The organism is Ferrimonas sediminicola (assembly GCF_005116715.1).
Classification (GTDB): Bacteria; Pseudomonadota; Gammaproteobacteria; order Enterobacterales; family Shewanellaceae; genus Ferrimonas; species Ferrimonas sediminicola.
Genome location: NZ_SWCI01000002.1, coordinates 358,936 through 379,107, shown reverse-complemented (window position 1 = coordinate 379,107; position 20,172 = coordinate 358,936). Strand labels below are relative to the sequence as shown.

Annotated in this window: 16 protein-coding genes and 1 pseudogene; 10 read left to right on the top strand and 7 right to left on the bottom strand. The window is 56.6% G+C overall.

Annotated features, from left to right (window positions below; all coding sequences use genetic code 11):
- Positions 1 to 71 precede the first annotated feature (71 nt).
- Complete coding sequence (locus FCL40_RS05150) at positions 72 to 2,093, top strand: FAD-dependent oxidoreductase (RefSeq protein ID WP_136852003.1); 2,022 nt, start codon at positions 72 to 74, stop codon at positions 2,091 to 2,093.
- Between the two features lie 12 nt (positions 2,094 to 2,105).
- Here the strand turns inward: FCL40_RS05150 and FCL40_RS05145 are convergent, their stop codons facing one another.
- Entirely contained in the window at positions 2,106 to 3,704 is a 1,599-nt protein-coding gene (locus FCL40_RS05145; protein ID WP_136852001.1) for a ShlB/FhaC/HecB family hemolysin secretion/activation protein, read from the bottom strand.
- A gap of 238 nt (positions 3,705 to 3,942) precedes the next feature.
- Here FCL40_RS05145 and FCL40_RS05140 point away from each other — a divergent pair, with 238 nt between their 5' ends.
- The 3 genes from FCL40_RS05140 to FCL40_RS05130 all read left to right on the top strand — a co-directional run bounded on the left by FCL40_RS05140 (position 3,943) and on the right by FCL40_RS05130 (position 6,892).
- A complete protein-coding gene (locus FCL40_RS05140) occupies positions 3,943 to 5,022 on the top strand; it encodes a hypothetical protein (protein WP_136851999.1) in 1,080 nt (359 codons plus the stop codon).
- Positions 5,023 to 5,165: 143 nt separating this feature from the next.
- Positions 5,166 to 5,984, top strand: a complete 819-nt coding sequence (locus FCL40_RS05135) for an alpha/beta fold hydrolase (RefSeq protein WP_136851997.1) — start codon at positions 5,166 to 5,168, stop codon at positions 5,982 to 5,984.
- Between the two features lie 98 nt (positions 5,985 to 6,082).
- On the top strand, positions 6,083 to 6,892 hold the full coding sequence (locus FCL40_RS05130; protein WP_136851995.1) for an alpha/beta fold hydrolase: 810 nt from the start codon (positions 6,083 to 6,085) through the stop codon (positions 6,890 to 6,892).
- Between the two features lie 4 nt (positions 6,893 to 6,896).
- Here the strand turns inward: FCL40_RS05130 and FCL40_RS05125 are convergent, their stop codons facing one another.
- Positions 6,897 to 7,565 carry a rhomboid family intramembrane serine protease gene (locus tag FCL40_RS05125; protein WP_136851993.1) on the bottom strand — a complete coding sequence of 223 codons (669 nt, stop codon included), beginning with the start codon at positions 7,563 to 7,565 and terminating at the stop codon, positions 6,897 to 6,899.
- 172 nt (positions 7,566 to 7,737) lie between these two features.
- On the opposite strand from FCL40_RS05125, the gene FCL40_RS05120 reads away from it, so the two are divergent.
- The gene (locus tag FCL40_RS05120) at positions 7,738 to 8,538 is read left to right on the top strand and encodes an ABC transporter permease (protein ID WP_136851991.1); all 801 of its coding nucleotides are present in this window, start codon (positions 7,738 to 7,740) and stop codon (positions 8,536 to 8,538) included.
- Here FCL40_RS05120 and FCL40_RS05115 read toward each other — a convergent pair.
- The gene (locus FCL40_RS05115) at positions 8,504 to 8,851 is read right to left on the bottom strand and encodes a YajD family HNH nuclease (RefSeq protein WP_136851989.1); all 348 of its coding nucleotides are present in this window, start codon (positions 8,849 to 8,851) and stop codon (positions 8,504 to 8,506) included. The two genes, FCL40_RS05120 and FCL40_RS05115, sit on opposite strands and share 35 nt — an antisense overlap.
- Before the next feature lie 882 nt (positions 8,852 to 9,733).
- On the opposite strand from FCL40_RS05115, the gene FCL40_RS05110 reads away from it, so the two are divergent.
- Positions 9,734 to 11,098 (top strand): ammonia-forming cytochrome c nitrite reductase subunit c552, encoded by a 1,365-nt coding sequence (locus FCL40_RS05110; protein WP_136851987.1) that lies wholly within the window; start codon positions 9,734 to 9,736, stop codon positions 11,096 to 11,098.
- A 272-nt stretch (positions 11,099 to 11,370) separates the two neighbouring features.
- Here FCL40_RS05110 and FCL40_RS05105 read toward each other — a convergent pair whose 3' ends face one another.
- Complete coding sequence (locus FCL40_RS05105) at positions 11,371 to 12,792, bottom strand: aminotransferase-like domain-containing protein (RefSeq protein ID WP_136851985.1); 1,422 nt, start codon at positions 12,790 to 12,792, stop codon at positions 11,371 to 11,373.
- A 321-nt stretch (positions 12,793 to 13,113) separates the two neighbouring features.
- Here FCL40_RS05105 and FCL40_RS05100 point away from each other — a divergent pair, with 321 nt between their 5' ends.
- The 3 genes and pseudogenes from FCL40_RS05100 to nhaA all read left to right on the top strand — a co-directional run bounded on the left by FCL40_RS05100 (position 13,114) and on the right by nhaA (position 16,337).
- A complete protein-coding gene (locus FCL40_RS05100; protein ID WP_136851983.1) occupies positions 13,114 to 13,638 on the top strand; it encodes a redoxin domain-containing protein in 525 nt (174 codons plus the stop codon).
- Positions 13,639 to 14,180: 542 nt separating this feature from the next.
- A pseudogene (locus FCL40_RS05095) lies at positions 14,181 to 14,786 on the top strand (helix-turn-helix domain-containing protein); the annotation flags it as partial.
- A gap of 204 nt (positions 14,787 to 14,990) precedes the next feature.
- Positions 14,991 to 16,337 carry a Na+/H+ antiporter NhaA gene (gene nhaA, locus FCL40_RS05090; RefSeq protein ID WP_136851981.1) on the top strand — a complete coding sequence of 449 codons (1,347 nt, stop codon included), beginning with the start codon at positions 14,991 to 14,993 and terminating at the stop codon, positions 16,335 to 16,337.
- Positions 16,338 to 16,515: 178 nt separating this feature from the next.
- On the opposite strand, the gene FCL40_RS05085 is transcribed toward nhaA, so the two are convergent.
- Entirely contained in the window at positions 16,516 to 17,205 is a 690-nt protein-coding gene (locus tag FCL40_RS05085) for a hypothetical protein (RefSeq protein ID WP_136851979.1), read from the bottom strand.
- A gap of 418 nt (positions 17,206 to 17,623) precedes the next feature.
- Positions 17,624 to 18,622: a DUF4382 domain-containing protein gene (locus FCL40_RS05080; protein WP_136852233.1), complete on the bottom strand. Its 999-nt coding sequence runs from the start codon at positions 18,620 to 18,622 to the stop codon at positions 17,624 to 17,626.
- A 660-nt stretch (positions 18,623 to 19,282) separates the two neighbouring features.
- Between FCL40_RS05080 and FCL40_RS05075 the strand changes: the two genes are divergently transcribed.
- Positions 19,283 to 19,537, top strand: a complete 255-nt coding sequence (locus FCL40_RS05075; RefSeq protein WP_136851977.1) for a DUF5676 family membrane protein — start codon at positions 19,283 to 19,285, stop codon at positions 19,535 to 19,537.
- Positions 19,538 to 19,644: 107 nt separating this feature from the next.
- Here FCL40_RS05075 and FCL40_RS05070 read toward each other — a convergent pair whose 3' ends face one another.
- The gene (locus tag FCL40_RS05070; RefSeq protein ID WP_136851975.1) at positions 19,645 to 20,154 is read right to left on the bottom strand and encodes a mechanosensitive ion channel domain-containing protein; all 510 of its coding nucleotides are present in this window, start codon (positions 20,152 to 20,154) and stop codon (positions 19,645 to 19,647) included.
- Positions 20,155 to 20,172 lie beyond the last annotated feature (18 nt).

Genomic DNA, 20,172 nt, shown 5'->3' with positions numbered 1-20,172 from the left:
CGTGGTTGTGATCTTGATCACTCCGGGGTAATCTGAACACTAGTTTTAAATGGATGTTTAAGGTTTGTGTCATGAGTTACCCTCACATGCTAGCGCCCCTGGATTTGGGCTTTACCACACTGAAAAACAGAGTGTTAATGGGCTCCATGCATACCGGCCTGGAGGAGGAGAAGGGCGGTTTCGATAAGCTGGCCGCCTTCTATGCCGAGCGCGCACGTGGGGGCGTTGGCCTGATCGTGACCGGGGGGATCTCCCCTAACTTCCGCGGCCGTCTGGCCCCCCATGCCAGTCAGCTGAGCTTCCCCTGGCAGGTTGCCCGGCACCGCAAGATCACCGACGCGGTTCAGCGGGAGGGGGGCAAGATCTGCATGCAGCTGCTGCACGCGGGCCGCTATGGCTACCACCCCTTCAGCCTGTCGGCCAGCGCCATCAAGGCGCCCATCACCCCCTTCAAGCCCAGGCAGATGAGCCTGAGGCAGATCCGCGGTACCGTGAAGGATTACGCGGCGTCCGCCAAGCTGGCTCAGAAAGCCGGATACGACGGCGTCGAGGTGATGGGTTCCGAGGGCTATCTGCTTAACCAGTTTCTGTGCAACCGCACCAACAAGCGCCGGGATGAGTACGGCGGCGATATCGCCGCCCGGGCCAAGTTCCCGCTGGAAGTGGTCAGAGCCATACGCCAGGAGGTGGGGGAGAACTTCATCATCATCTTCCGCCTCTCCATGTTGGACCTGGTGGAGGGGGGTAACGACTGGGAGGAGGTGGTGCAGTTGGCTAAGTGGCTGGAGCAGGCCGGGGTCACGCTCATTAACACCGGCATCGGCTGGCACGAGGCGCGCATCCCCACCATCGCCACCAGCGTTCCTCGGGGCGCCTTTGCCTTTATCACCGAGCGCCTGAAAGGTGAGGTGTCCGTTCCGCTGGTGGCCACCAACCGCATCAACACCCCGGAGGTGGCGGAGACCATCCTTGCCAGCGGCCAGGCGGATATGGTCTCCATGGCCCGGCCACTGCTGGCGGATGCCGAGTTCGTTAACAAGGCCGCCCGGGACGAGGCCGAGGACATCAACATTTGCATCGGCTGTAACCAGGGCTGCCTGGACCACACCTTCTCCCTCAAGCGTGCCACCTGCCTGGTGAACCCCTTCGCCTGTTATGAGACCGAGCTCAAGCTGGAGCCGGTTGCCTCCGCCAAGCGGGTGGCGGTGATTGGCGGCGGGCCTGCCGGCATGGCCAGTGCCTGTTACGCCGCCGAACGCGGCTTCAAGGTGACCCTGTTTGAGCGCGATCCCGAGCTTGGGGGCCAGTTCAAGCTGGCCAGCAAGATCCCCGGAAAGGAGGAGTTCAAGGCGTCACTGGATTACTTCAAGCAGCGCCTGAACCGGCTGGGCGTTCAGCTGTGTCTGGGCGAGGCGGCCGATGCGGACAGGCTCAAGGGATTCGACCATGTGCTGGTGGCCACCGGGGTCAGCCCACGGGTGCCGGAGTTGGAAGGGGTGGACAACCCCAAGGTGGTGACCTACCAGCAGGTGCTCAGGGGCGATGTCGAGGTAGGCAAGCGGGTGGTGCTGATGGGCGCCGGCGGCATCGGCTTCGACATGGGCGAGTACCTGTCAGAGGCCCATGAGTCGGCGACTCTGCATCCGCAGGTGTGGCTCAAGCAGTGGGGCGTCGACCCGGATTATCTGACCGGAGGCGGCCTGACCGAGCGGGACAGCACCGCCTTCGAGTCCGCCAGGGAGATCACCCTGATGCAGCGTAAGAGCAGCAAGCCCGGCAAGGGGTTGGGCAAGACCACCGGCTGGATCCATCGTACCGTCCTCAAGGATCGCGGGGTGAAGATGATCTCCGGTGTCGAGTACCTCAAAATCTCCGACGCCGGCCTGCACATCCGCCATGACGATCAGGAGAAGGTGATTGCCGCCGACACCGTGGTGCTCTGCACCGGCCAGGAGTCCAACCGGGCCCTGGTGCCGGAGTTGGAGTCGCGCCAGATCCCCTACATGCTGATCGGCGGTGCCGACGTGGCCGCCGAGCTGGACGCCAAGCGGGCCATCCGTCAGGCGGCCGAGGTGGTCGCTTGCCTGGCCTAGGGGCGCCCGCCCCTAGAAGTAGGCGCGCACCTGCAGGCGCCACTCGATGTTGTCCACCCCGGGCTGGTCGCTGATGGGGTGGGACAGATCCATATGGATGACGTTGTTGCTGGAGTGTGAGGCGTACAGCCGCAGGCCGAGGCCCACGCTCTGCAGCAACTCGTCATTCTCCTGCTGATAGACGGTCCCGCCGTAGGTCTTGCCGAGATCCCAGAAGGCGACGCAACCCACCTCCAGGATCTGGTACCAGGTCCAGCCCGGGTAGTAGCGCAGTTCATTGCTCATCAGCAGGCTATGCTCACCGTGCTGAAACTGCACCGGGAAGCCGCGCATGTCGGTATCGCCCCCCAGGGCCACCGGCCGGTCCAGGTATTGGTTGTGGCTGGCCACCGCCGCCAGCTTGTTGTACCAGCGCCAGCGGCCGTTCATGTCCACAAACAGCTCGTTGCGCATGTTAACCAGGTAGCGGAAGCTGTCCGCATCAATGGGCTCGCTGTCCACGGTCATGCGGTAGAACCAGCGGGAGTGATCGGTCAGGTGGTGTCCGCGGCTGAAGCCGCCGGCCAGCACCAGTCCCTGGTGCTCGAAATCCCAACCGGCCCTGAGCCAGGCGGTGATACCGAAGTTCACATCCTCAACCTTGTTGATCAGGTACAGGTTGTACACTTCGGAGAAGCGATCCTGCAGGTACTCCAGCTGCAGCCAGCCCTGCAGGCGCCTGCGGTCATCGGGCAGCAGGGTGGTTTCCGGGATGGGGCTGAACTCCCGATCCTCGTAGGTGTACCCCAGCCGGTATCGCAGCACATAGTCCCCCTTGAGGCCCCTCGACCAGCCCCAGGAGGCGAGGAAGGCACGGATGTCCACGCTGAACTCGTTGATGGTTTCGCCCCCCTGCTTGACGCTGTCCTCCCGAGTTTCGTTGTCCCAGTCGACGTAGGTGGCCCAGGGGGTGTTGACCGAGTAGAAGGGGCGCTCGATGCGCAGCCGAGTGCGCTCGCCGTCGTCCGAGTCCACCAGGGTGATACGGCTGGTGAGGTGGCGTCCCTGGAACAGACCGCTCTCCAGATCGAAGATGTATCCGTTGCGGTCGGTCTCGGAGAAGTAGGCCAGTTCGGTGTGGGCGCCGTAGCCCAGCAGGTTGCTCTCGATGATGCCGATGTCAAACTTCGACTCTCCGCCCTGGCGGCTGAAGTCGAACTTGGGCAGAAGTGACCAGGTATCCCAGGTCTCCACCAGCACCACCCGTTCATTGCCGTCGGCGCTCTCCTCCTTCATCGTCACCCGGGCGTTACGCAGGTAGCCGAGATCCCTCAGGTGGCGCTCGACCTCGTACAGGGCGTCGGGATCGCCGCACAGATCGAACCCCTGCAATTGATCGTCGATGGTGACCGGTTTGGTAATGATGTGGATCTTGTTGGCCCATTCGTGCAGCCAGGTGAAGCCCGATTCGTCGGGGTCGAACACGTTGTGCTGCACCGTCTCTACCCGGACCGGGAGGCACGGATGCTCACGGCTGCCGGTTGAATCTCGCTCGCTGCCCTGGCCGGCCGATGCCCACTGGCTAAAGATGGCCAGGAGCAGGATGCAGGTCGGCAATGAGCAGGGTTTCAAGGGCGGCACCTCGGTGATCCTCGTTGGATTAACTATCGCCCGAAATCCTAGAAATTGCCAAATTTCAGTAGCTTTCTCCGGCAGTTTAGCCTGGCTTTAGCTTGCCATGGCCCACCGCTCTCAAGGCAGAGCCCATAGGCACTGCGGGCCTGACTGGGCACAATTTGCACTGACAGCGGGGATGGATTTCGATACCCTTGAGGGGTTGTATCGCCAATCGGAATTTTTGGGACCGGATTTGAAAACCCTCTTTTGTGTTAAAGGGCAAGACAGCCCGCTACGCTTTGCCGCCATTCAGGGGATGGCCCTGCTTGGCTGCGCCGCCATCATCAGCCTGTTTCTTGGGGTCCCGCTGGTGGCCCGTTACCTGGCGCTGTCCCTGGCGATAGGCCTCTACCCGGTGCTGCGCGCTTCCAGCGAGCGCCGGGCCCACGAATGTGGCACCGTAGGCTGGCCCGTGGCGCTGCCGCTGGCGGCCACCCTGGTGTTCATCGCCGCCATCCCCTACCTGACCAGCGGGATGGCGATGCTGCTGCTGGTTGTCTGGGCCGGTGCGGTGGCCCAACTGGCCCTGCGTCCCACCAACAGGCTGCTGGACACCGTCCAGGTGAACGGCTACCGAGGTCCCATGGTGCAGTCGGTTGCCTCGGTGGTGAACCGTAACCGGGTCGAGCCCTCCCTGGCGGGCAGTTCGGTGGCCGCCCCGGAATCGCCGGTGTTGGCCGAGGAGAGTCAGGATCTGCCCGCCGGAACGGTGCTGTATCTGCAGCTGTGGCGCCATAGCCTCAACCTGTCTGCCCTGCCTGCGACCGCCAAGGGAGCCCTGGGTCTGGTGCTGATGTCGGCGTTGGCCGCGCCTCTGGTGCCCGGCATGCTGGCCCAGATGGCCGCCGCCGAGCCCGAGGCGACCCCGGTCGAGCAGTCGTCCGAGCCGGTGGTGGCCGAGCGTCCCCGGGCCGAGGCGGAGTTGAAGATGCCCGACAGCTACTGGCTGTGGATGACCAAGGGAGCACTGACCGTCCGCTGGCAGGGGGATGAAACCGCGGCAGGCCCCCTGTGGGACTACGCCACCGCCGAGGGGGACAGCAGCTGCGCCGAGCTGGTGTTTAACGACGACAGCGCCTATCGCCCCTACCGTGTCGAGGTCGAGGCAGACAGCTTCTTCATGGCCAGCTTCTCCCCCATGGACACCGAGATAATCATCAAGCAGCTGGCCCGCCGCGGCAGCTTCAGCCTCTGCGGTTACGACTTCAGCCTCAAGGGCTCCACCAAGGCGCTGAAGAGCCAAAGCTACTTCGAGTGGTACCTGAATCAGTAACGACTCTGCTGCAGAGAAGGGGCGCCCTAAGGCGCCTTTTTTGCAGGGAAAAGTGTCCGACCATTCCCTTTGACGGAGATCACGGAAATTCCGCCCCTATAAAAATAGAGTATTTACTCTAACACTTGCTGAGGACATGGAAGATGACGGAAATCGTGAAAGTGAACGACATCGAGGTTTACCTGGAGGGGCAGGGTGATGAAACCATAGTGATGATCCACGGCTGGCCCGACACCTACCGGTTGTGGGACAGCCAGGTGGCGGCGCTCAAGCACCTTTACCGCTGCGCCCGGTTCACGCTGCCGGGGTACGACCCTGCCCACAGCCGCAGGCTCTACACCCTGGAGGAGTTGGTGGCCCAGATTGCCGATATCGTCGACCGGATCAGCCCAGAGAAGCCGGTCACCCTAATGATCCACGACTGGGGGTGCATCTGGGGTTATCAGTACTACCTGCGCCACCAGAGCCGGGTTCGGCGCATCGTGGCGGTGGACATTGGCGATGCCGGGTCTGAGGCGCACCAACTGCCCGCCAAGGCCAAGTTGTTCGCCTTCGGCTACCAGATCTTCCTGGCCACCGCCTGGCTGATTGGCGGTGCGGTAGGCGATGCCATGACCCGCAAGATGGCTGCCTGGCTGAAGGCGCCGGGTGAGCCAGACACCATTCACAGCGGCATGACCTACTCCTACTGGTGGAAGTGGGGCCGCACCTTTCAAAACCGGCCACTGGGCAACCTGCCACTCAAGGTCGAGTGTCCGCTGCTGTTCCTCTATGGTGCCAACAAGGCGGTCAGCTTCCACTCCGAGGCTTGGGAGAAGGAGATGGCCGCCAGGCCGGAAAACCACGTCCAAGGGCTGGACACCGGCCACTGGGTGATGTCTGAGGCGCCGCAGCAGTTCAACCAGGCGGTGGTGGCCTGGCTGGACAGGGCGCAGTCACCATCCACAGAGAGTGCCGCCTGATCGAACCAGGGCGCTACGGCGCCCTTGTTTTTGGTGTGCGCCATGTCACACTATGGCCCCATTGAGCCAACGTAACCTACGGAAAAATAGAACAGAGTATGGAAACCATAATGGGCCGCGACGGTGTGGATCTGCACCTGGAGGGGCAGGGCGAGCAGACCCTGGTGATGATTCATGGCTGGCCGGACGACTATCGGCTGTGGGACAGGCAGGTGGCCGCCTTCAAGTCCCGCTACCGCTGCGTGCGCTTCTCCCTTCCCGGCTTCGAGCGTGGCCAGCCGAGGCAGTTGCGCAACATGCGCCAGATGCTCACCGCCCTGGACAGCGCCATTGCCCAGGCCTCCCCGGACAAGCCGGTCACCCTGTTGCTCCACGACTGGGGTTGCTTCTACGGCTACCAGTACGCCATGCGCTTCCCCGAGCGGGTCAGCCGCATCATCGCCGTGGACGTGGGGGATTCGGGCTCCAGGGATCACCAACTCACGGCGCGGGCCAAGGCGATGGCCGCCGCCTACCAGCTCTACCTGGCGCTGAGCTGGAAACTGGGCAGTTTCCTTGGCAACCCGCTGACCCGGATGCTGGCCAAGGCCCTGGGGGCTCCGGCGGCCAGAAGCGATATCCACAGCGGCATGAACTTCCCCTATTACTGGCTGTGGAAGGGGCTGCTCACCGGCGGCAAGCTGGGGATTCGTCCGGTGGAGCTCACCCAGCCGACGCTGTTTCTCTATGGGCGCAACAAGCCGTTTCATTTTCACTCCCAGGCCTGGCTGGAGAGGCTCAACGCCACCCCGGGCAGCGCCGTCGTGGAGATGGAGACCGGCCATTGGGTGATGGTGGAGCAGCCCGAGCGTTTTAACGCCCAGGTGCTGGCCTGGCTGGAGGGGGAGTGTCCGCAGCAGGTGGCCTAGTGCCCTAGTCCCAATGGCGCCGCGACGTCTCTGGCGGCGTCTCCTGCCACAGATCGCCGATGGCGTCCTCCTCCTGCCGCTGCGGCTTCTCGTAGTCGTACACCTTGGGCGCCGGCAGCGGGTCCCAGTGGCGGAACATGACCGCGCACATCAGTCCGGCCAGGCCGCCGAACAGGTGGTACTCGAAGGAGATCTGCGGATCCCGGGGGAAGATCCCCATCAGCATGCCGCCGTACATGAAGAAGGCGATCATCATCAGGGCGATGGAGCGTTTGTCCCGCCTGAGCAGGCTGATGAAAAACAGGTAGAAGAACAGCCCGTGGGTCAGGCCGCTGGCGCCGATGTGGAAGCTGGAGCGGCCAAACAGCCACACCCCGAAGCCGGAGGCGAGCCAGATGATGATCAGCACCGGCCAGCGGGAACGGGGATAGCCGTAGAGCAGGGCGGAGCCCAGGACCAGCAGCGCCAGGCTGTTGGCGGCCAGGTGCTCGGCGGAGCCGTGGACGAGCGGGGCGGTGAGGATGCCGATGGCGCCGAAGGGCTCCCTGGGGTAGATGCCGAAGTGACCCAGGTACCATCCGGTAAAGGCTTCGAACACCATCACCATCCACAACAGGGTGACGAAGGCGGCGCTTACCCTGATGCTGCGCCAGATGGAATACTCTCTGCCCATGTCACCTCCCTCAAAACCCCGGCCTGCTTGAACGGACCGGCGGAACCCCTGCGCCCTTTCAGCAAGTGCTGTAACCCTAAGTGTAGACTTGGGGGTTATACTCAGGTAAATCAATGCGTTTATAGGTGATTTCCAGGATTACGATCACTCCGATTGCCAAGGGGTCTTGCTAATGAACCAGGTGGTGGACATCCCCTGGTGGCAGCTGGCGCTGTTTCTCAGCGTGCTGGCGGTGCCGCTGTACATCAATCACAAATTCAGGCTGGGGCTGGGCAGAGAGGGCGGCATCGCCGTGGGCCGGATGCTGGTGCAACTGGCTCTGGTGGGGTTCTACCTCAACACCCTGTTTGCCCTGGACAGCCTGTGGCTCAACCTGGGCTGGATCCTGCTGATGGTGGTGGTGGGGGCTCACTCGGTGACCGGCAAGAGCCGGATGCCGCTGAAGCGGGTGATGCTGCCGGTGGCGGCCGGGCTGGCGCTGGTGGTGATCCCGCTGCTGGGACTGATGCTGATGGCGCTGATCCGCCCGGAGCCGGTGCTGGGGGCGCGCTACATGATCCCCCTGGCCGGAATGCTGCTGGGTAACAGCCTGGGGGCGAACGTGATCGCCCTGCAGCGGCTCGGTGCCTCGTTCCAGGAGCGGGCGGGTGAGTACGAAGGGGCGCTGGCCCTGGGGGCCAGGCCCACCGTGGCGGCGGCGGATTTCGTCAGCGAATCCCTGGCGGCGGCCCAGGGGCCGATTCTGGCCACCACCGCCACCACCGGGCTGGTAACCCTGCCGGGAATGATGACCGGTCAGATACTCGGCGGCGCCGATCCCATCGTCGCCATCAAGTACCAGATGGTGATCATGGTGGCGGTGCTGGTGATGACCAGCGTGTCGGTGGCGGTTACCCTGAGCCTGGCGCTGCCGAGGCTGGTGTCCGACACCGGTAAGGTTAACCTTGGTTGTTCGCGTCCATCATCGCCTTGAGGTTGGCGAAGGGGTTGCTGGTGGCCATCTCCTGCTTGAGATCGGCCCCGGCCTCGACGGTGCTGCCGTAGGCGGCCGCCTCGGTGTACTTGGAGTGCTCGTGGTCGTGGCAGTAGAGGCACAGCAGCTCCCAGTTGGAGCCGTCGTTGGGGTTGTTGGTATGATCATGGTCGATGTGGTGCACCGTCAGCTCGCGCAGGTTGGAGTACTGGAACTCACGGGCACAGCGGCCACATACCCAGGGAAACAGCTTCAGCGCCTTGTCACGGTAGCCCTGCTCAAGCTGTGAATAGTTCTTTGGAATGATTGCCATCTTAACTCTCTCCGGGTATGGCCTGATTCGATAGTAGGTCCGGATAGTAGCACTGTGTTTGCCGCGACTGAAGAGAGGCGGGTAGCAAAGCGGGCAGGGAGGCTGACCTTTCAGTTTTTGTGGCGGAAGACGACGTTAAGCTCCGCGCCCAACAATCCTGGGTTCATCTGTCCATTGGGTCTAACGAGGTATTTACCTAGATTGGTGAACCCGGTTTGTGGTGCCTACATCGGGGGGCGTTTAACGGTCGTTTATTGAACCTGCACTCCTTACGACAAAGAGTCTGAAGGTGAGCTGATTAGGCTGATGTTGTAAGGCGCCGAAGCGGGCTTTTGTTGAACAAATGCCCGGCGAGAAGCAGTACAACCGAGTCTGTTTGATTTTCTGGTTGTGAATAGGCTCAAGGACACAGCGACTGACAGTAGTAGTCGCGGGTCTAGTCCGAGCGGATCTGTTTTAGGTATCGTTCTCGCTGCATGAGAATGAACACTAGGGATCGACGTGAATGTGGTTTGCCGCTGATAACATGAATGTCCGCTCTACGTTTCTCAGCTCTAGGTGGCGTAAAATCCTGCCCCGAACAGTGACAAGAAGTTGGCAATTGTCTTGCCGTAAGGCATAGCAGCACTTTGCTGCAAGAGCGTCTCTTTATTCAAATCTTTGATATGTATGACCCTATACATTCGCAACCGCGACTCGTCTAATTTTTTGGCTGCTGACGGTAAAAAAATTCAAAAACTCACATTAATTTGGCCAAAATATGGCCCAAAGAGTGATCCTAAATAGGTTTCCTGGCCAATACCCCCAAAGAGGTATGCATGCGATTTTAACAGCTCCCTATGATTCCTGACGAGAGATAAGTAAAGCCTCGGAGAGGATGAAATGAAACAACTGAATAAACTGGCTGTAGCCATTGCCATCGCCGTTATTAGTGGTTCTTCGTTTGCTAAAAATGCCCCTGAAGATGCCAACAATATTACCTGGCAAGATAAATATCCCGACCAATACGCTTCTTGGGCATCTACTATTGAGTCTACGGAGCAAGGCGACATTCTGGAGCACGATCCTATGATCGTGATTCTTTATGGTGGTTATGGTTTTGCAAAAGACTACAACAAGCCTCGTGGTCACCAATTCGCGGTTGCCGACCTGACTCGCAGCCTGCGTACCGGCGGCCCGATGACCGATTCTGAGGGGCCTATGCCAGCCTCTTGCTGGGGTTGTAAGACACCGGATCTGGGCCGTATGTACGATAAGATCGGCGAAGGAAGCTTCTCCGATAAAAAATGGGGCGCTACGGGTCATGAGATTGGTAATAACGTAGGATGTGCCGATTGCCATGACGCCGAAACCGGCAAACCCACTCCCGCCCGTCCTTTTGCCATGCGAGGTTTCGCTGCTGCTGGTCAAAAGTTTGAAGACCAGGAGCCTAACATTCAGGCAGCCATGACCTGTGCTCAATGCCACGTCGAATACTACTTCGATGGTACCGACCATAAAAAAGTTAAGTTTCCATGGAACGGTGGTCAGAACCCCGATGCCATGCTGGCCTACTACGACGCGCTGAACTTCAAGGATTGGACTCACAAGATCTCCAAAGCCCCGATGTTGAAAGCTCAGCACCCTGAGTGGGAAACCTGGCAACCAACGGTACACGCCGAGATGGATGTGACCTGTATCGACTGCCACATGCCAAAGGTTGAAAGCGCTTCCGGTAAACAGTTCACCAAGCATAATGTCGGCAACGCTATCAATAATTTCGAGCAGACCTGTTCCAACTGCCACGACAGCAAAGCCGAGCTGGTTGATACCCTGGCAATGACTAAGAAGGCAGTTCACAAGGCTCAGCTCGCTGCTGAAGAGGTCATCGTGAAGGCGCACTTCGACGCAGGTGAAGCCTGGAAGGCAGGGGCGACCGACTCTGAAATGGAGTCCGCTCTGATGCTCATCCGCCACGCCCAGTGGTATTGGGACTACGCCATTGCGTCTCATGGTATTCACGCTCATAACCCAGAGCTCGCACTGACAGAGTTGGCCAAAGCCGAGAAGATTGGTGAAGACGCTCGCGCTAAACTCAAGACCATTTTGGCGAATCATGGCGTAGTCAAAGTCAGTTACCCTGACTACTCAACCAAAGCAAAAGCTCAAGTGTTGGTCGGTCTGGACAAAGCCAAACTGGATGCACAGAAGAAGAAATTCCTGGAGGAGCGCGTACAGAAAGAGTGGCCAATAAAGGTGCAATTTTAATATCACCCTCTGAGTGTACGAGGTGTCCTCGTAAGGGGAGCCTATCGAGCTGAGCTCTCTTGTTCGAGAGGGCCAATGAACAGGATGACCTATTCAGGTCGTCCTGTTTGTTTATTCTCTCTGCGTCCTATGAGTTTGGCAGCCCCGGGCTAAACCCAGCCATTTGTTCGAGCATCGAGAAAGGCCGATGTTCTATCATTATTGCCAAGCCAAGATGGCAAGGTGTAGTGGTTTAATGATCCCGGACACCGCTTTAGGGGGTAACAGACGGTTTAGGAACGCGTCGCTAACATGCTTCTGATGAGTTCGCCTAAGGTTCTAATCGCTCTCAACCTTAAGTCAGAAAGTTCGAAAGAGACATTTAAACGAAAACAGTGATTATGAAAATCTCCGGCAGAAAACATTTTGCCGGGAGTAATGCAGATGTTCTCTTTCAACGCACGTCTGTAGAGTTCGGTAGCGTCAAAACCTCTGGGCAGCTCAAGCCATAAGAAGTACCCTCCATCCGTGCAATTGATGTTCACTTGGGCGGGCAGGTGATTACGCAGTTCCTGCCAGGTCGCAAATTTTCTCTGTTCCAAGGTTCTACGTAATTGACGCAGGTGTCTTTCGTAGTTGCGAGTAGAAAGATAGGACGCAAGTGTCATTTGGATCGGTGCACTGGCAGAGAGTGTGCTCATCATTTGCAGTTTCTGAATGGTGACGGCCATCTTTCCCGCAGCGACCCAACCGATACGAAACCCGGCCACCAACGACTTGGAAAAGGATGAACAGTGAAGGGCCTTGCCGTGATTATCAAATGCTTTTGCCGGCAAAGGCTTTTCGCTGCCGAAATAGAGTTCATTGTATACATCGTCTTCGATCAGGTAGACGTCATATTTGGACAGCAACGCCATTAAACGCTTCTTTTTCTCCAGCGACAGGGTAAACCCCAGAGGGTTTTGATGGTTTGTCATCAACCAGCATGCTTTAACCTGGTGGGACTGCAGAGCATCCTCAAGCGACTCCAGATCAATTCCGTCTGTTGGATGAGTTCTTATTGAGAGCGCTCTTAGACTCAATCTTTGCAGTGACTGAAGTGCTCCGTAAAAAGTGGGAGATTCTACTACAACCCAGTCGCCCGGTTGAGTGACCGATTGCAGGCTTAGGTTCAGCGCCTCAAGCGCGCCAGTGGTAATCACAATCTCGTCTGGGTGCACAGCCAAGCCCTGAGCGGCATAGCGCTTGGCGATGTGCTGTCTCAGTTCCAGGTTTCCTGGTGGCAGGTTATCCATTGCACTGGATGCCGACAGGGTGCGAGCGGTACTGATCAGAGATTTGTTTACATGTTGACGAGGGTAGAGCGTAGGGTCCGGGTACACCTTGCCAAAATCAGTGATGTTGGGCGTACGACTGGCTTGCAGCACTTCAAAAACAAAGTCGTTGATATCTACGGACTCAGTTTTTTGCACCGGTTCATTCGAGGGCGTCGAGTCACAGTTTTCAATCTTGGGAGTTACCACATAGCCTGATCGCGCCCGGGACACTATCCACCCCTGACTCTCCAGGACCTGATAGGCGTGCACCACCGTCATCAGGCTTACGCCTGACATTTCGGCTTGCTTCCTAAGGGAAGGGAGTTTCTCTCCGGTTTGCCAGATCTCATTTTGGATCTGCCTGCGGATCTGCTCGATGAGTTCCTCGTACTTTTTCACGGAGATCAGCCTCTCATGATCACTTTTAAGCTGGTAACCGTGATCATACCAGTTCCAGGCGTCATCTGTTATGCATAAGCGTGCCACTTTTGTATCTATTATGGTTTCTGTTATGACCCTACAATCCGAACTGTTTCCTCTTCAGGCCTGATGGGGCTCTTGCATTGGCTGCACCTTTATCAGGATTCGGAGATGGGAGGCTCGCACATCATCCGGCATCGATGACCAGGACGGTGTTGTTTTGATGCTGAGTAAGATCGAGTAGTGATGAAACAGAGGTGATTTCATCTTCGGTAAAGCAGGGGGGAAGGTAAGCTTGTGATGTCAAAGAAGGTGAAAGGCGGGTCTCAGTTTCCCTCTATCGAACTGCCAAAACTTGGTGGCGGTAGAATCAATCTAGGTGCTCCAGAAAAGAAGACCAATTGGAAAATGGTCGTGGTTTATCGTGGCGGGCACTGCCCGATGTGCACTCGGTACCTTAAAAAAATTGGCGATGCTAAGCCGGATTTTGCAAAGCTGGGTGTCGATATTGTCGCCACTTCTGCTGACAATGAGTCGCAGGCGCTAGAGCACTTTATGCAGTTGAAAGTAAACTACCCAGTGACCTACGGTTTAACTGTAGATATGATGCGGGAGCTTGGTCTGTATATCTCTCGCCCTCTCTCTATTGGCGAGACAAATCACTTCTATTCTGAACCAGGTGTCTTTATTGTAAATGACCGCAATGAGATTCAGATATTGGATATTTCCAATGGCCCCTTTGCTCGACCTGAAATTGACGTGTTGTTAAGCGGCATTGATTTCATTCGTAATGAAAATTACCCTGTAAGGGGTACGTTCGATTAACATTGGGCTGGGCGGATTGAAAAAATGGTCTGTGTGGGGTGCAGGGTTTTATTGGTTCTGGGTGATTGAGTCTGACTCAGGCATATAGGTTGGGCGTTCGAGGTTGGAATAATTAATTGCATGCCATTTAATTAAGGTGATTAAATGTCCAAATGCGACTATGGCAGTTAGAATGTTGCCGGCGAGGTAAAGGGTTGCGCGATTACAACTCAGAAGTTCGATACTCGAATATGCAGCCTGAAGGTATTTCCAGAACAGCACTTCAGTCTGCTTGAATTCAAGGCACTTTCGAGGCATCAGGCTTAACGGCATTCCGCTTACCGGACAACAATCCACAGGGAGGTGCCTGTCGATATGCGAGGTAATGGCATGCTCATGTTTAGAGGTTTCTTTGCGACATTATTTTAGCTTGCTGTAAATTTGTAATGGCCAACTGAATTGGGTTAGTTCAGATTTTACCTGACACTTCGGTTTGAAAAACTGAGGGTTACCAACTTTGATTAATTGTGACCAAACATTCAATAAAGCAAAAGCTAACCCTCATGATTCAGAGTATCCAACGTATCATCAAACACAAGCTCGGTTTGCTGAATTTAGCGGAAGAGCTGAGCAACGAATCCAAGGCCCGCAAGGTGATGGGCCTGTCTCGAGACACCTTCTATCGTTACAAGTTCGCCATGGAGAACGGTGGTGTAGAGGCGCTCATCGATAAATCACGCCGCAAGCCAAACGTCAAAAATCGAGTGGACGAGGTCGTTGAACAGGCGGTTGTGGAGTACGCCATAGAGCAGCCGGCCCATGGGCAAGTCAGGGTCAGTAACGAACTCCGAAAGCGGGGCGTATTTGTCTCAGCAAGTGGCATCAGAAGCATTTGGCTCAGGCATCAGCTGGAGAACTTCAAGCTGCGTCTGAAGGCTCTCGAAGCCAAGGTGGCTGAGTCACCGAAGCCCGGGTGATAGCCTTTGAGCGCAAGCAGCACGATGATGAAGCCAGCGGAGAGATAGAAATGCATCATCCTGGCTACCTGGAATCGCAAGATACCTTCTACGTCGGCACGCTCAAGGGTGTTGGCAGGGACCTTCGTTGATACCTATTCCAAGGTGGCCTGCGCCAAGCTGTATACCACCAAAACGCCTATTACAGCAGCGTGTGTAGTGATCAACTTGTAAGGCTACCGCCCGGTTGAAAGTGTGTTAGGTTTAGTGATGGCGGTCTCCAGCGATCTTTGATTGAGTGACTCCACATACAGTGTGCAGTGTGGTTCTAATTTTTAATCTGCAAAAAATTGCAAAAAATTTAACCATCTCACCGAGTTTTGTGATATCGAGCAATAGATGAGTGGGTGAATTCTTATGACTAAAGATCAGCAAGTAAGTCCAGAAAGGACCCGGCTGCCAAAGGAAGTCATTGATCGGATGAAGAACCCCTTTGTTCGTTTCTTGCGTATTGAATCAGCAGGTGGGGGAGTCCTTCTATTTTTTACTATTGCTGCGCTCGGTCTTTCCAACTCGCCGTGGTCAGACTCGTTCGAACATGCTTGGGAGACTCTGTTAGGTATTCAGGTTGGCTCATTTGACTTTTCCCGTTCGCTTCGAGAATGGATCAACGATGGTCTGATGACACTGTTTTTCTTTCTTGTGGCTCTGGAACTCAAGCGAGAGTTGGTCCTCGGTGAATTAAATCGACCTCGCAAAGCAGCGCTTTCTATCTCTGCTGCCCTAGGCGGTATGATCGTCCCGGCTACGATATATCTTGCATTCCAATCAGGACAGCCCGGTCAGAATGGGTGGGGTACTGTGATGGCAACTGATACGGCGTTTGTTATAGGTTGTCTGGCCCTGCTTGGTTCGCGTATTCCTCACTGTTTACGCGTATTTGTGCTGTCTTTGGCGATTGTGGATGATATCGGTGCCATTCTCGTGGTCGCGATCGGCTACAGTAGCGATATTGTCTGGTGGTCTTTGGCGGCAGCTGCATTTGGTTTGGTGATTATTCGTGTTGTGACAATGCTCGGCTTTCGCGGTTATCCACTCTATGTGGTTATCGGAGGGGGCATATGGATCCTAGTGGATGCGTCCGGAATTCATCCTACCATCACTGGCGTATTCCTCGGACTGATGACTCCGGCGCGCCGGTGGGTCAGCGACGAGCGATTGTACGCGATATTGAGCCAAGTGATTGCACATCCAGACGGTAGTGAAAGCAGTGGGGATACAAAGGATCGACGAACGTTGCAAATGGCCGAAATTGCCGCGCGTGAAACGCTGTCTCCAGTTGAGCGCCTGGAGATTGCACTGCACCCTTGGGTGGTGTTTGTCATCATGCCACTGTTCGCGTTTGCAAACGCTGGGCTGTCACTAACTTTAAGTGATTTTGGGGATCCGGTTATCTTGGCGATATTAATAAGCTTCATGATTGGTAAGCCTATTGGTATTTTGTTGTTTAGCTGGATAGCTATACGCTTGCACATAGCAACTCGTCCCCAAGAACTTACTTGGAGACTATTGTTTGGCGTAAGCTTGCTTGCAGGAATTGGTTTCACTATGGCACTTTTTATAGCAAATATAGCCTTTCCAAAGGAACTGATTGATAGCGTCAAATTGGGGATTTTCCTCGCATCAGTTTCTTCTGCAGTGGTTGGCTTGGCGGTTTTGATGTGGCTGCCGGACAGAGGGGAAACGCATGGCGCGGATCGCTGAATCGTTCATAACTCTCACGTCAGTGAGAAATTATGAACAGGGGCTTTGAGGTGTTCGTTGTCCTTTTTTTCATGGTGCCGGCTTCGATTCCTGGTTGGAGCCGTGGTTTATTATTCTTATTGAGCGTTTAGGGAAATGATGGTTATTCAAAGGGCGGGAAAACCCGCCCTGACATCATCTACTGAAGCAGGTTGAACATTGCCAGTTCATCGTTGAAGCTAAACACGGCGGCAGCCTGGATGTCATCCAGCCAAGCCATGATCACATCGCGTTCGCCGTTGTACTCACCGCAGTTGAAGACCGTGATGTGCCCTTCGTAGACCATGGAATTTGCCATCCTCTGCTCTACGGAGCCGAGCACCTGGCAGCCATAGACGTCTGAGCCGGTCACCTCGCCGTCTTCACTGATGACGTAGGAACTGATGCCATCTGCGGTGTCCACCCAGGTCCCGGCCAGGTTTTTGAGCTGTTTGGCAGGTTGGGGGTGGTGTTCGGCACGGAGCGTACCCTTGCCCATGCCGGTGACGCTGAAATTGGCATCGATGGTATCATAGCTGACCGTGCCTGAGTCGATCTTGCCGCTGTATCTGTCTCCCAGGTAGTAGTGCTTGCCGTAGCCAGACAGCGCCGTGCCGCGAACGCTGTAGTGATAGATCGCTATTTCGCCGTATTCACTGACTACCGCCATCCGGTCCTGAGTCAAGATGCCGAAACTTAACACCGAGTAACCGCCCATGGTGGTTTGAATGTCGAAGGCGCCAAACGCCCGCTCGATGGGATCGCCGCCACCTATGCCGTCGTTATCGTCACTGCCGCCACAGGCCGTCAAAGCCAGGGCCGTACAAAGCACACAAATATACTGTTTCATCCCTTACCTCCGTGGATTGCTGCCTGCTGGGCAGCAATCGGATTGCCAATTATCCATGACCATCCCAGCCTGAGACAGGCGATGGCGCAACCAAAACGGGGCAGGTGAAGTGTCTCCCAGGTTGGGCAGAGGAGCCCACTGATATTCGGCACGTTTTGCTTCCTTGCAACGTTTCGGTCATTTGAGGGTAGTGTGAAAGTGGCGGGAAAATCTTTGTGGTTGGTCAACTATATGTTAATGGAGGGTGCCCAGGGACTGCGATCAAATGGACTGTGCTATTAAGCAACCGGATGCGGGAGTTTTCGATAGGCTGTGATGCGACGCCTTTACCGTCGTCACACAGATAGCGAGGGGCCTCGATGAAGGCCCCTCGCTTACCCGGTTCCGGGTGGCAGGTTGGGTTGTCTAGGTTGCCTTGCTATCCTCCGTGTCCCCCATGGCCACCACCGGCATGTCCATTGCCGCACTGATGGACGTTCTGATGACCACCGCTGTCACCGGCCGAGACCGTCAGGGTGCCACCATCTCGGTAGATGACGAACTGCCCGCCATTGATGTCGTCGGCTTGAGGATCGTCCAGGTGCCCTAAACAGCTGTAGCCTACGCGATAGTGTCCTTCCGAGAGGAAGCCCATGACAAAATGCCAGTCACCCTGAGCGTCGGCAAAGACGGGGCTGACTGCGACAGGGGGGACGCGCTGATCGTTGCGTGTGACGCTTGAGTCCGCCATCTGGCCGATGTCAGTCACGCCCTCAGGGTAGAGGTAGGCCAGGTGTTTGAATGTGGCTCCGGGCAAGCCCAGAGAGGCAAACTCCATTTCACAGTCAGCCACCCATTGGGGGTCCATTTCACCGATAAGGTGACCCATGTGCTGGTAATTAACGCTGCTGATACCGCGATGGCGCAATTCAAACCCGTCCGAGGTTTGGAACATGCCGCGGTAGAGATCCACGTCGATGGTATGAACAAGGTGTTGGCCACTCATAACGGTCAAATCCGCCATCGGCAGGTAGCCGGACTGGATAGAGAGACCGTGGCGGCCCTGTCCGTTTTCGACGGCACTGCCCTGGTTGCCGGTACCGGGGTGAAGGGTCAGATGCACGTTGTGATAGTGACCCGCTGGCAAATCTAGGTCGGAGACTAGGGGGTGGCTGTCCATGCCCTGAAATCGCAGAAGATCGAACTCGCCATTGTGCACGGCATGACGATGTTCAATGCCCGCCTCATCGGTCATCACCAGTTCACCCATGCTCAACCAAACCCGGTCAACATCGTCCATCGGTGCATCGGAGATGGTCACGGTCAGTGTGCCGTTGTCCTGAGGTGGCGCCGGTGGGGTGTTGGGGCCACTCCCGCCGCCACCGCACGAGGCTAGCAGTACCACCGATGTTGCCAATAGTGATCTATTTGTAAGCATCATCATCCTTCTCCCTGTGAACAAATAACACTTAAAGCTTAGGAGTGATCTGGGAAAGGCCATTGATCCGGATCAAGCCTTCTAGTTGCCAGTGGTTAAGCCACTAATCTATAGATTTAAATCTATTCAAGGAAGCTGGCTTTGCCTGCATGGAGTCCCTTTTATCATCCTGATGCATAGTACCAGTGCAACAAGTTGCGTCGGGAAAAGGCTGGCAACAACACCGAGGTGGCCTGAGCTGCCGGCGCTCGCTACCCGACCTGTTTTGGCGTCTATTCTCGCCATAATGGATTTTCGCCGTGGCGGTCGACATCGATATTCAGGAGATGTTTCCGAGTTCGTTGTTGTTTGCGGCCTAGTGGTTAGCGGGAGCTCTCGAACTGTCTGCCCGAGTCACCGAGGATGTCAGACCTTGCCCTAGGGTCAATGACAGTCAGTACGTGAAAACTATAATTACAACTGTTGTTCTTGCCATGGTCTTGTCACCTTTTTGCTTATGCTGGTCAGGAATCCCGGCTCGAAAGCGATGCGGGGCAGATTTAGAGGGGGAGCATCGATGGAGATTACCGATCAGTACCTAGGCCCAACTGCAGCGGTTTGCCTGTAGCCTGGGGTATGAAAGGCCGGATTGGTGAGTACTGGTGATATCGAGGGGGCATCATGAGCTTAAACGCGACAAAATTTGGTTTGGCATCGGCCGTCGCATTCGCCGGTTTCTGGATTGTCTGCAGTCTGCTCGTTTGGGTACTGCCGTCGATGATGATGGATATGACCGGGCATATGACACATGGCGATTGGTCTCAGATGGGGTGGCACCTGTCGGTTGGTGGCGTATTGATCGGCCTGATCGCCTGGTCTGTGGTGGCGGGGCTTTTGGGCTGGCTGTTGGCCACGATCTATAACAGACTGCTGTAATGGCATTAATCGCCAGGGGTGATAATCACAGAGCCTAGACCCTCAGGGGTTGAACCTGACAGAGTGTAGGGTCCCCCCTCCGGTGCCGGAGGGGGGGGCTGGTGGGATTAGGGCGACTCTGCCTCGGTGGCCTCCGGGGCCGGGCGGGGAAGCTTGATCACCGATTTTTGCAGGATCATCGAGTTGGGGTAGGTGATCATCCGCTCGCCCTGGCGGATGATCACGTGGAACAGGGCGATATCCTCGATCTCGCCGGAGATGTCTTCGTCCTTGTCCACCACCTTGACGTAGTCGCCCACTCGGTAGGGAAAGGCGAAGAAGATCACGAAACTGGCGGTGATGTTGCTGAGAATGGACCACTGGGCGAACAGGGCGACCCCGACTACGGCAAAGATCGAGGAGGCCACCAGGGCCAGTTGTTCATACTCGACCCCCAGCACCACGAACAGCGTCAGCAGCAACGCCAGGGAGAGCAGCAAGTTGACCGTTCTCACCAGGTAGCGGATCCGGTAGGTTTTGACCGCGCGGCTGATCCCGTAGTTTTCAACTCCGCGGCTCACTACCCTCAGGGCGAAGGCGTAGGCCAGTATCACGACCCCAGCCAGTATCCATTGCATGCCGTTCTCCTTATCGCC